The organism is Leucobacter celer subsp. astrifaciens, from assembly GCF_001273835.1.
Classification (GTDB): domain Bacteria; phylum Actinomycetota; class Actinomycetes; order Actinomycetales; family Microbacteriaceae; genus Leucobacter; species Leucobacter celer.
The window spans coordinates 128,716-140,354 of the sequence record NZ_JHEI01000140.1 but is presented as its reverse complement, the minus strand read 5'-3'; the positions used below and the strand labels follow the sequence as shown (position 1 = coordinate 140,354).

Sequence of the window (11,639 nt, the reverse complement as noted above, 5' to 3'; positions counted from 1 at the left end):
CCCCCGCCGTGCTCGCGGCGCTCGCTCCGGGCGCCGTGATCATCCGATACGGGGTCGGCTGGGACAACGTCGACGTCGCGGCCGCGGATGAGCGGGGCGTCTCGGTATGCAACGTGCCCGACTACGGCACCACGACAGTGGCCGATCACGCGGTGAGCCTCGCCCTGACCCTGCTGCGCCGCCTGCACCAGTTCAACGAGGTGATCTCGGCCGGCGGATGGCTGAAGCCGGCCAGCCAGGCGCCGATCCTCGAGTTCTCGGAGGCTACCATCGGTCTGTTCGGCACCGGCAAGATCGGCTTGACCGTGGCCGAGCGCCTGCGGGCCTTCGGATTCACGCTGCTGGCCTACGATCCGTACGCGAATAAGGACCAGCTGGATGCCCTCGGCATCGAGCTCGTGCCGCTGGACGAGCTGTGGCGGCGATCCAACCTCGTGACGCTGCACGCACCCGCGACCCCGGCGACCATTCGGGCGGTCAACGCCGAGAGCATCGCCGCGATGCCGCGAGGATCGTACATCGTGAACACCGCGCGCGGCACCCTCGTCGACCTCGAGGCGGTCGTCGACGCGCTGAACAGCGGTCAGCTCGCGGGCGCGGGGCTCGACGTCTTCGACCCCGAGCCGCTCCCCGAGGACCACCCGATCCGTTCGATCGGCAGTGCGATCCTCACCCCGCATGCGGCCTTCTACTCCGAGAGCTCCATGCAGAACCTGCAGCGTCTGGCCGTGGAGGAGGCGCAGCGCGCCGCCTCCGGTGTGCCGCTACGCTGTCGCGTGAACCACCCAGCGCCGTTCGCCGCGGCCGGGACCGAGTGAAGGGACTGCCGTCGTGAACGCTTCGGTGACGGAGATTCGAAACTACATCGAGGGGGCCTGGAGAGCCGGGGCCGAGACTTTCGCCGTGCTCAACCCAGCCACTCGCGAGGAACTGGCGCTGGTGGCGCAGTCCACAGCGGAAGACGTCGATGCGGCGGTCACCGCGGCCGACGCGGCGTTCGCGAGCTGGCGCTATACGACGCCGTTCGAGCGGGCCGAGATCCTGCGTTGCGTCGCGGACATCGTGGATCGCCGTGAAGACGAACTCTCGCTCGCCATCACGCAGGAGATGGGCAAGACCCTCGCCGAGTCGCACGGCGAGGTGCAGAAGCTCGCGCAGGCGTTCCGCTTCTACGCGGAGGAGGCCGTGCGCGTCATGGGCGAGATCGTGCCCAACGACTCGCTCGATGTGACCAGCCTCGTCAGCTACGAGCCGGTCGGCGTTGTCGGGGCGATCACCCCCTGGAACTATCCGCTCGAGCTGATCGGATGGAAGCTCTGCGCCGCCCTCGGCGCCGGCGCCACCATCGTGGTGAAGCCCTCCGAGTTCTCGACGGTTTCGGCTGCGCTGCTGTTCGAGTGCCTCGACGAGGCCGGAGTGCCCGCCGGGGTCGCGAACCTCATCTACGGCCGCGCCGTCGGGCCGCAACTGGTGGGCCACCCCCTCGTGAGCAAGATCGCTTTCACCGGATCGACGCAGACGGGCAACCGCATCGCGAAGTCGGTGCACCACGCGATCCCGCTCTCGATGGAGCTCGGCGGCACCTGCCCGATGATCGTGACCGAGCACGCCGATGTCGCGAAGGCGGCCGCGGGGGCCGCGCGCCGCGGGTTCCGCAATGCGGGCCAGATCTGCATCGCGATCAACCGCATCTACGTGCACCGCAGCAACTACGAGGAGTTCCTGACGCTGCTGGCCGAGGCAGTGGACAAGCTCCGCGTCGGCGACGGCAGCCAGGCTGACATCGACATGGGGCCGCTCGCGAACGAGGAGGGCCAGCGCAAGGCGCAAGCCCACATCGACGATGCTGTCGCGCGGGGCGCGCGGGTGCTGACGGTGAACCGCGCGGTCCCCGATGCCGGCTACTTCGTGGTTCCCACCGTGCTGGGCGACTGCACGTCGGAGATGCTCGTGATGCGCGAAGAGACCTTCGGTCCGATCGTCGGTGTCACACCCGTCGACTCCCTGGACGAGGCGATCGATCTCGCGAACCGCAGGGACTCCGGGCTCGCCGCCTACGCCTACACCGAGAACCTGCGCGAGGTGCACCGCCTCAGCGCGCGTCTCGACTACGGCAACGTGGCGATCAACAACCCGGATCCCGGCATCATGAATGCTCCGTACGGAGGCCGCAAGGGCAGCGGGTTCGGCTATGAGCACGGGGCAGAGGGCCTGCACGGCTATCTCCAGATCAAGCACACGCGGATCCACCACGGCGCAGCGGGGTCCTGATGAGCGCCGTCACTCTCGGGGTCGATATCGGCACCTCCGCCTGCAAGACGGTCGCGGTCGACGCGCGGGGCGCCGTCGTCGCCAGCAAGGTGTTCGACTATCCGCTCTACTCCGACCGTCCGGGATGGTCCGAGCAGGATCCGCTCGACTGGTGGCGCGCCACCTCGAACGGGATCGCGGCGATCGTCGAGGAGCTCGGCGAGGCCGAGGTCGTCGGGATCGGCCTGAGCGGCCAGATGCACGGACTGGTCGCGCTCGACGGCGAAGACCAGGTGCTGCGGCGTGCCATTCTGTGGAACGATCAGCGATGCGCGGCCGAGTGCGACGATATCACCGCCGAGCTGGGCGGTCTCGACGCGCTCGTCTCGCTGACGAACAACCGCATGCTGCCGGGATTCACCGGGGGCAAGATCCGCTGGCTCCGAGACCATGAACCCGAGCTGTACGCACGAATGGCGCGGTTCAGCCTTCCGAAGGATTACCTGCGCTACCGGCTCACCGGCCTGTTCGCGACCGACGAGTCCGATGCTTCGGGAACCGGTTTCTTCGATCCGCGAACCCGCAGCTGGGTGCCCGAGGTCGTCGAGGCGTGCGGCGCGGAACTGTCGATGCTGCCTCGCATCGTCGGGTCGACCGAGCAGACGGGAACGGTGAACGACGACATCGCCGACGCTCTTGGCCTTCCCCGAGGCGTACCCGTCTTCGGCGGAGGCGGAGACGCCGTGATCCAGACCACCTCGATGGGGATCGTCGCCCCCGGCGACGTGGGGATCACGCTGGGCACGGCCGGGATCGTGGCGGCATCGACCGATTTCTGTCCGGAGAACACGAACGCGCTCGTCCAGGTGTCGGTCGGCAACGCCCCGGGATCGTGGCACATCATGGGAGTCTCGCTCGCCGCGGCGGGTGCCTTCCAATGGTTCGGCGAGATCGTGGCGCAGTACGCGGGTATCGACCGCCCCGACTTCGTCGGACTCACCGAGCTCGCGGCCTCCGCTCCCGTGGGAAGCGAAGGCCTGCTCTTCCTGCCCTACCTCAACGGTGAGCGCTCGCCGCACGTCGCGCCGCACGCCACGGCCGCATTCCTCGGGCTGACACGGGCTCACGCGGCCGAGCACCTCGCCCGCGCGGTGATCGAGGGGGCCCTGCTGAATCTGCGGCGCATCCTTGCGGAGTTCGATGAGCTGGGCGTTCCCTGCGCGCGCATCGTCGCGTCCGGCGGCGCCAGCCAGAGTCCCCTGTGGCTCGAGATCCTCGCGGACATCTGCGATCGCGAGGTCGTGACACTCGCGGGAAGCGCCGAGGGCGGCGCATTCGGGGCTGCTCTCGCAGCGGGAGTCGGCGCCGGCGTCTGGCCCGGCTACACCGAAGTGTTCGCCGAGGTGGAGGAACTGGTTCGTGTGCGTCCGGATCCCGAGCGCGCGGCGCGATACGACCGCATCTATCGTGTGCACTCGCGGCTCTTCGAACAGCTCGCGGATGTGCAGGCGAACCTCACCGCACTAACCCTTCGAGAGGAACTCGCAGCATGACCGTGACTAGCGTGGTATTCGACCTCGACGGGACACTCGTCGACTCTTCACCGGACATCTCGGCTGCTCTCAACGAGGCGTTCGCCGAACTCGGCGTGCGTCGGCTCACCGCCCCCGAGGTGCTCGAGATGCTCGGCGGCGGGCCGCGTGTGCTGGTGGGGAAGGCACTCGACGCGGTCGGGTTCGAAGCAGACGAGCAGCGCCTCGACGGGCTCGTCGAGGCGTACACAGTCGCCTATCGCGCGCACCCGGTGGAGCGCACGACGTTCTTCGCCGACGCCGCCGAGGCGATCCCGAAGCTGCGCGCCCTCGGCCTCCGTCTCGGCGTCTGCACGAACAAGCGCACCGACATCGCCGAGCGCGTGCTCGAGCACCTCGGGGTCCGTGATCTTTTCGGTGCCGTCGTCGGAAGTGACCGGGCGAGCCGTCCGAAGCCCGATGCCGCCCACCTTCTCGAGACCCTCGCAGAGCTCGACGCCGCCCCGGGCGAGTGCCTGTACGTCGGAGACACGGAGATCGATGAGCAGACGGCCGCGGCCGCGGGTGTCGGCTACGCCCACGTCGCCTGGGGCCGAGCCGTGAGCGGCGTGCGCATCGAACTGAACGCTTTCGCCGACCTGCTGCCCTTGGTGTCCCGCAGCCGCTGACTCTCCTCGCCCGCTCGGGACGATCCCGAGCGGCCCTTACCACTCTCACGATCATCGAAGGAAGCAACATGTACGAGAACCTCTCCCCGCAGGACGCCGCGAAGTACGCGGCGGGCAAGGCGGCCGTCGAGCGCTACGCGCACGACGGGGCACTCCTCGGCCTCGGATCCGGAACCACCTCGGCCTGGTTCGTGCGCGCGCTCGGCGAGAAGGTCGCCGAGGGCCTGAACGTGACCGGCGTGCCGACCTCGAACTTCACGCGTGAGCTCGCGCTGTCGCTGAACATCCCCCTCGTCGACCTCAACGACCTCGCGGATCAGGGGCTGAAACTCGAGGTCACCATCGACGGTCCGGACGAGATCGATCACGACGGCGACATGATCAAGGGCGGCGGCGCGTGCCTGCTCTGGGAGCGTCTCGTGGCCGAGGCCTCGGAGAAGATGGTCTGCATCGCCGACAACTCGAAGCTGAAGGACAAGCTGGGCAGGTTCCCGCTGCCCATCGAGGTCATCCCATACGCCTGGAAGGCGACCCGGAACTCGATCCGGGCGCTGCTCATCGACCTCGGATACGACGCCGAGGTTCCGCTCGTGCTGCGCGAGCGCGACGGCGAGGTCGTCGTCACCGACAGCGGCAACTACATCATCGATGCGCACCTCGGAGAGCTGCGCGACAAGGTGCTGCTCGACACCAATCTGAACTGGATCGCGGGTGTCGTGGAGAACGGCCTCTTCAGCGGCATCGCCCACGAGGTGATCTTCGCGAATCCCGGCGGTGACGTCGAGATCAAGGATCTCTCGCACCGGGTCACGGCTCGGGTGCCCGACTGGAGGAAGACCCTCTGAGAGGCAACCGCAGCGCGGCGGCACGCTCGGCGACACCTGTCGGGGGTCGGGAGTAGGCTGACCGGGTGAGCAGCGACCAGGACCCCGCGGCCCGGCATCCCGGCATCCGGCCCTGGGCCGCGCTGTGGTCGATGGTGCTCGGCTTCTTCATGATCCTCGTCGATACGACGATCGTGTCGGTCGCCAATCCGTCGATCATGCGAGGGCTCGAGACCACCATGGTGGCGACGCTCTGGGCGACGAGCGCGTATCTGCTCGCCTACGCCGTGCCGCTGCTCATCACGGGCAGGCTGGGCGATCGCTTCGGCCCGCGGCGCATCTACCTGATCGGTCTGACCGTCTTCACCCTCTCCTCGCTCGCCTGCGGGCTGTCGGCCAGCATCGAGGCGCTGGTCGCCGCGCGGGTGCTCCAGGGGCTCGGGGCCTCGCTCATGACCCCGCAGACCATGGCGGTGATCACCCGCATCTTCGCTCCCACCGAGCGCGGCTCGGCGATGGCGGTGTGGGGTGTGACCGCGGGTGTGGCCACCCTCGTGGGGCCCATCCTCGGCGGCTTCCTGCTCGACGCGTGGGGCTGGGAGTGGATCTTCTTCATCAACGTTCCCGTGGGCGTGATCGCCTTCGTGCTCGCGATGTGCTTCGTGCCGCGTCTGCCCACGAGCGCGCACCGCTTCGACTGGCTGGGCGTGCTGCTGAGCGCGGCCGGCATGTTCATGCTCGTGTTCGGCATCCAGGAGGGATCGAGCTACGACTGGGGCGTGATCTGGGGGCCGATCACCGTCTGGGGCCTGATCATCGCGGGCGCGGTGGTGCTCGTGCTCTTCGTGGTGTGGCAGCGGGTGCAGCGCGGCGAACCGCTGATCCCCCTGCGGATCTTCCGCGACCGCAACTTCTCGGTCGGCACCGCGGTGATCGTGACCGTGGGGCTCGGCGTGACGAGCATGGGCCTGCCGCTGATGTTCTACCTGCAGCTGGTGCTCGGCCTGGCGCCCACGCAGGCGGCGCTGATGATGGTGCCGATGGCGGTGCTCTCGATCGCGCTCGCGCGGCCGGTCGGCCTGCTGATCGATCGCCGGGATCCGCGCCGCATCCCCGTGCTCGGGCTGCTGCTCGTGGCGTCGGGTCTGCTGCTCTACTTCCTGCTGGCCGGCCCCGACACCCCGATCTGGCTGCTGCTGATCCCGAGCGCGGTGCTCGGCCTCGGCAACGCGTTCATGTGGGGGCCGCTCGCCTCGCTCACCACCTTCGGTCTCTCTCCGGAGTACGCGGGTGCCGGATCCGGCGTCTACAACACGAGCCGGCAGGTGGGGGCGGTGATGGGCTCGGCGGCGATGGCGGCGCTCATGGAGTCGCGCATCAGCGCGCAGTTGGGTGCGGCCGCAGGTGATCTGGGGAGCTTCAGCGGAGAGGCCGGATCCGGCGTCGCCGCTCTGCCCGAGCCGCTGCGCGAGGGCTTCGCCGCCGCCATGGCGCAGTCGATCCTCATGCCGTTGGCAGTGATCCTCGTGGGAGCCGTCATCGCCCTCTGCTTCGGGCCGCGCCCCGCGCGCACCGGCGGGGTGCGCCTGCCCGTCGAGGGGTGAGGCCCGGTCGCGGGATCGCGCGCACCGCGGTCGGGCTGGGATACTCGCTGAGGGGGCCGTTCGAGCTCACCCGAGAACCCGGCAGGAAGGCACGCGCATGATCCTCGCATTCTCCGTGGCGCCGAGCGGCGGCGACAACCCCGATGGCTCGGTATCCGACGCGGTCGCCGAGGCGGTGAAAGTGGTGCGCGAGTCGGGGCTGCCGCATCGCACGAGCAGCATGTTCACCGAGATCGAGGGGGAGTGGGACGAGGTGTTCGACGTGGTGAAGCGCGCCACTGAGGCGGTGCTGCCCTTCGGCTCGCGGGTGTCGCTCGTGATGAAGGCCGATATCCGCCCGGGAGGCTCCGGCTTGGGGTGGGACGCGCAGCGTTCCACGTCGGGGGCTCGCGCGGCCACTGCCGCGCAGGGCGAACTCGACGGCAAGCTCGAGCGGCTCGAGCGGGCGATCGAGAGCTCAGGCGACTAGAGTCCGGCGGAAACACCGGGTCGGCGCCGTCTCGGATCGTGCAGCCGACACGCTCACCCCCGCAGCAGCGCCGTCGCCTCCTGCTTGCCGATCAGCTGTCTCGTGAGGAAGGGGCCGGCGTCGACGGGGGATCGATGCCGGTCGGGCATCGGCAGCCAGTCCTGGATGAAGGCGAGCAGCGCTTCATCTCGCGCCCGGGTGCGGCCGTTCGGCGCGAATCCGTCGGTCTGCACCTCGACGCTGCCCCGCTGGTAGACGAGCGTGAGCATACGGGCGTGACCGGGGTAGGAGCGGGACGTCTCGATCGCGCACTGGAACTCCGAGGACGGATGGATCCTCCCGCCGGTGGCGAGCGCACCCCGGTCGAAGTCGAGGATCAGGTGCTTGCGCATCTGTGCGACGGCGATCGGGATGAGCACCGCGTTCGCCGCGATCCAGACGAGCGCTCCGAGGAGCAGCCCCGGAACGACGGAGCCTCCGAGCGGCCGGACCGCCAGCAGCAGGGTGAGCAGGAGCGCGCCTCCGTTCGCTGCGGCGAGCACGAACCACCACATGTTCGGGTTGTGCTGGGACAGCCTCAGCGTGCCGCTGGAGGGGCTCTGCGGTCGGGTGCTGCTCATCCCCTCGAGCCTACGCGACCCCCGCGGTGAGATCCGCGCCCGGCCGCGGGAGGGGGCCACGAGCGCGCGAGGCTACTGCATCACCGCGTCCTCATGAGAGGATCAAAGCATCCAGATCAGAGGCGGCCTGGTGCGGATCTCTCGGTTCCGCGCTTCGGGCAGCCGGAGATGAGGTGCGACGTGCGCGGTGTCATCCTTGCGGGAGGATCCGGTACTCGTCTGTGGCCGATCACCCGGGGCACGTCGAAGCAGCTGATGCCGGTCTACGACAAGCCGATGGTGTTCTACCCGCTGGCCACGCTGATGGCCGCCGGCATCCGCGAGGTGCTGATCATCACGACTCCCGAGCACAACGCGCAGTTCCGGGCGCTGCTCGGCGACGGCTCGGAGTGGGGGATGCGGCTCGAGTACGCGGTGCAGCCGTCGCCCGACGGCTTGGCGCAGGCCTTCATCATCGGCGAGGACTTCATCGCGGGGGAGAGCGCCGCGCTGGTGCTCGGCGACAACCTGTTCCACGGCACGGGGCTCGGCACGGCGCTGCAGCAGCACTCCGAGATCGACGGCGCGAGGATCTTCGCCTACCACGTCGCCAATCCCCGCGCCTACGGCGTCGTCGAGTTCGACGACGAGGGCCGTGCGCTGTCCATCGAGGAGAAGCCGGAGGCGCCGAAGAGCCACTACGCGGTTCCGGGGCTGTACTTCTACGACAACGACGTGGTCGAGATCGCGAAGAGCATCACGCCCAGCGCCCGAGGGGAGCTGGAGATCTCGTCGGTGAACGAGCAGTATCTGCGCGCGGGGAAGCTGCACGTGCAGGTGCTGGATCGGGGCACGGCCTGGCTCGACACGGGCACGTTCGAGTCGATGATGCAGGCGTCCGACTACGTGCGGGTCATCGAGGAGCGGCAGGGGCTCAAGATCGGCTGCGTGGAGGAGCTCGCGTGGCGCAACGGATGGATCGACGACGCGCAGCTCGCCGCGCTCGCGGAGCCGCTCGTCAAGAGCGGGTACGGAGACTATCTCCTGCGACTGCTCGAGGGCGGTCGCTGATGCCGCGGCGGATCCTCGTGACCGGCGGGGCGGGATTCATCGGCTCGAACTTCGTGCACTATCTGGTCGCCAACACCGACGACGCGGTGACGGTGCTCGACAAGTTCACCTACGCGGGGAACGAGGCCTCGCTGGCGGGGCTGCCCGAGGATCGCGTCTCGGTGGTGCGGGGCGATGTCTGCGACGCCGCCCTGGTCGACCCGCTTGTGGCGGCCGCCGACGCCGTGGTGCACTACGCGGCGGAGTCGCACAACGACAACTCGCTGCAGGATCCGCGCCCCTTCGTGGACACGAACATCATCGGCACGTACACGCTGCTCGAAGCGGTGCGACGGCACGGCACGCGATTCCACCACATCTCGACCGACGAGGTGTACGGCGACCTCGAACTCGACGCCCCGGAGCGGTTCACCGAGCGGACCCCCTACAACCCGTCGTCGCCGTACAGCAGCACGAAGGCGGGCAGCGACCTGCTGGTGCGGGCGTGGGTGCGCTCCTTCGGGGTGCGGGCGACCATCTCGAACTGCTCGAACAACTACGGGCCGCGCCAGCACGTGGAGAAGTTCATCCCCCGGCAGATCACGAACATCCTGTGCGGGCAACGGCCGAAGCTGTACGGCGCGGGTGCGAACGTGCGGGACTGGATCCACGCGGACGATCACTCCTCCGCGGTGCTGCGCATCATCGAGGCCGGGCGGATCGGCGAGACCTATCTCATCGGCGCCGATGGAGAGCGGGACAACCGGGCGGTGCTGGAGTCGATCCTCACCGCGATGGGGCAGCCGGCCGACGCGTACGACCGGGTCGCCGACCGGCCGGGGCACGACTTGCGCTACGCGATCGACAGCACGAAGTTGCGCGAGGAGCTCGGCTGGCGACCGGCCTTCCAGGACTTCGCGCGCGGTCTCCTGGCGACGATCGACTGGTACCGCGGCAACGAGGACTGGTGGCGGCCGCAGAAGGCCGCGACCGAAGCGAAGTACCGCGAGTTGGGGAGATAGACATGGCGACCGAGCTCGAGAACGCCGAGTCCGGGAAGACGCGGCCGCTCGCGGTCCGCGAGACCACGATCCCGGGGCTGCTGATCCTCGACCTCCCCGTGCACGGCGACAACCGGGGCTGGTTCAAGGAGAACTGGCAGCGGGAGAAGATGGTCGCGCGGGGCCTCCCCGACTTCGGGCCGGTGCAGAACAACGTGTCGTTCAACGACCGGCGGGGCGCGACCCGCGGCATTCACGCCGAGCCGTGGGACAAGTACGTGTCGGTGGCGACCGGGCGCATCTTCGGCGCGTGGGTGGACCTGCGCGAGGGACCCACGTTCGGAGCGGTGTTCACGGCCGAGCTCGATCCCTCGACGGCGGTCTTCGTGCCGCGGGGGGTCGGCAACTCGTATCAGACGCTCGAGGACGGCACCGCGTACATCTACCTGGTCAACGCACACTGGACCGCCGAGGCCCAGAGCGAGTACACGTTCCTGAACCTCGCGGACGAGGCAGTCGGGATCGACTGGCCGATCCCGCTCGAGCAGGCCGAGCGATCCGAGAAGGATCTGGTCCACCCCCGTCTCGCCGAGGTGGCGCCGATGCCGCCCAAGCGCACGCTCGTGATCGGGGCGAACGGGAAGCTCGGGCGCGCGCTGCGGGCGACGCTGCCGCAGGCCGACTTCGCCGACCGCTCGCGCATCGACCTGTTCAACGAGGAGACTCTCGACCGGGTGCGCTGGGCCGACTACGACAGCGTCATCAACGCTGCGGCGTACACGGCGGTCGATGCCGCCGAGACCGCCGAGGGGCGCGCCGACTGCTGGGACGCGAACGTGACCGGCGTCGCGCGGCTCGCGCGCCACGTCGCTGCGCACGGCATCACCCTGGTGCACGTCTCGAGCGACTACGTGTTCGACGGTGCGAAGCGCAGCGCCTACACCGAGGGCGATGCGATCGCCCCGCTCGGCGTCTACGGGCAGACCAAGGCCGCGGGCGACGCGATCGTCGGCGCCCTGCTGCGTCACTACATCGTGCGCACCAGCTGGGTGATCGGCGACGGCGACAACTTCGTGCGCACCATGGCCTCCCTCGCCGAGCGCGGTGTCGACCCCGCGGTGGTCGACGACCAGGTCGGCCGGCTCAGCTTCGCCGCCGACATCGCCTCCGGGATCGCGCATCTGCTGCGCACCAGGCCGGAGTACGGCGTCTACAACCTGACCGGCGAGGGGGGCGCCACCTCGTGGGCCGACATCGCGCGCCGGGTCTTCGAACTCCTCGGCCACGATCCCGCCAGGGTCACCGGCGTGAGTACCGCCGCGTACTTCGCGGACAAACAGGCGGCGGCGCCCCGCCCCCGCAACAGCCTCCTCTCCCTCGACAGGATCGCGGAGACGGGGTTCGTGCCCCGCGACGCGGACGACGCGCTGGCCGAGTATCTGGCGGAACTCGGCAGTGCAGCCGATTGAGCGGGCGGGCGCTGGTTTCGACTCGTCGCTGCGCTCCTCGTTCAACCGGCGGAGCGAGCGCTCGCCGGTTGAGCGAGCGCAGCGAGTCGAAACCCCGGATCTGGACGGAGGCCACCTATCATGAGTTCGCGCGCCTGGCGGTGATGATCCGTCCATAACCTGTGAATCTTCAC

General features: G+C 69.2%; 11 protein-coding genes. 10 read left to right on the top strand and 1 reads right to left on the bottom strand.

All coding sequences use genetic code 11. The features are described from left to right. From AMS65_RS13480 to AMS65_RS13450, 7 genes are all read left to right on the top strand, one after another. Positions 1-818, top strand: an 818-nt coding sequence (locus AMS65_RS13480; protein WP_075201008.1) for a C-terminal binding protein, incomplete at its 5' end; no start/stop codon positions are given. A 13-nt stretch (positions 819-831) separates the two neighbouring features. Beyond that, positions 832-2,271 carry an aldehyde dehydrogenase family protein gene (locus tag AMS65_RS13475; protein WP_053384693.1) on the top strand — a complete coding sequence of 480 codons (1,440 nt, stop codon included), beginning with the start codon at positions 832-834 and terminating at the stop codon, positions 2,269-2,271. After that, positions 2,271-3,803, top strand: coding sequence for a xylulokinase (gene xylB, locus AMS65_RS13470; protein WP_053384692.1), 1,533 nt, complete (start codon positions 2,271-2,273; stop codon positions 3,801-3,803). Before AMS65_RS13475 ends, xylB begins: the two co-directional genes overlap by 1 nt. Then, on the top strand, positions 3,800-4,450 hold the full coding sequence (locus tag AMS65_RS13465) for an HAD family hydrolase (RefSeq protein WP_053384691.1): 651 nt from the start codon (positions 3,800-3,802) through the stop codon (positions 4,448-4,450). The genes xylB and AMS65_RS13465 overlap by 4 nt, the downstream gene beginning before the upstream one ends. A 68-nt stretch (positions 4,451-4,518) precedes the next feature. Further along, positions 4,519-5,295 (top strand): ribose-5-phosphate isomerase RpiA, encoded by a 777-nt coding sequence (gene rpiA, locus AMS65_RS13460; protein WP_053384690.1) that lies wholly within the window; start codon positions 4,519-4,521, stop codon positions 5,293-5,295. 131 nt (positions 5,296-5,426) lie between these two features. Continuing rightward, positions 5,427-6,878, top strand: a complete 1,452-nt coding sequence (locus AMS65_RS13455; protein WP_053384706.1) for a DHA2 family efflux MFS transporter permease subunit — start codon at positions 5,427-5,429, stop codon at positions 6,876-6,878. A 97-nt stretch (positions 6,879-6,975) separates the two neighbouring features. Continuing rightward, positions 6,976-7,347, top strand: coding sequence for a thiamine-binding protein (locus AMS65_RS13450; RefSeq protein WP_053384689.1), 372 nt, complete (start codon positions 6,976-6,978; stop codon positions 7,345-7,347). Positions 7,348-7,400: 53 nt separating this feature from the next. On the opposite strand, the gene AMS65_RS13445 is transcribed toward AMS65_RS13450, so the two are convergent. Further along, entirely contained in the window at positions 7,401-7,967 is a 567-nt protein-coding gene (locus AMS65_RS13445; RefSeq protein ID WP_157502279.1) for a hypothetical protein, read from the bottom strand. 180 nt (positions 7,968-8,147) lie between these two features. Between AMS65_RS13445 and rfbA the strand changes: the two genes are divergently transcribed. From rfbA to AMS65_RS13430, 3 genes are read left to right on the top strand one after another with little or no spacing between them, the layout of a single operon-like run. Next, positions 8,148-9,017: a glucose-1-phosphate thymidylyltransferase RfbA gene (gene rfbA, locus AMS65_RS13440; protein WP_053384687.1), complete on the top strand. Its 870-nt coding sequence runs from the start codon at positions 8,148-8,150 to the stop codon at positions 9,015-9,017. Beyond that, positions 9,017-10,018 (top strand): dTDP-glucose 4,6-dehydratase, encoded by a 1,002-nt coding sequence (gene rfbB / locus AMS65_RS13435; protein ID WP_053384686.1) that lies wholly within the window; start codon positions 9,017-9,019, stop codon positions 10,016-10,018. The genes rfbA and rfbB overlap by 1 nt, the downstream gene beginning before the upstream one ends. Before the next feature lie 2 nt (positions 10,019-10,020). Continuing rightward, on the top strand, positions 10,021-11,466 hold the full coding sequence (locus tag AMS65_RS13430; RefSeq protein WP_053384685.1) for a sugar nucleotide-binding protein: 1,446 nt from the start codon (positions 10,021-10,023) through the stop codon (positions 11,464-11,466). Positions 11,467-11,639: the final 173 nt, after the last annotated feature.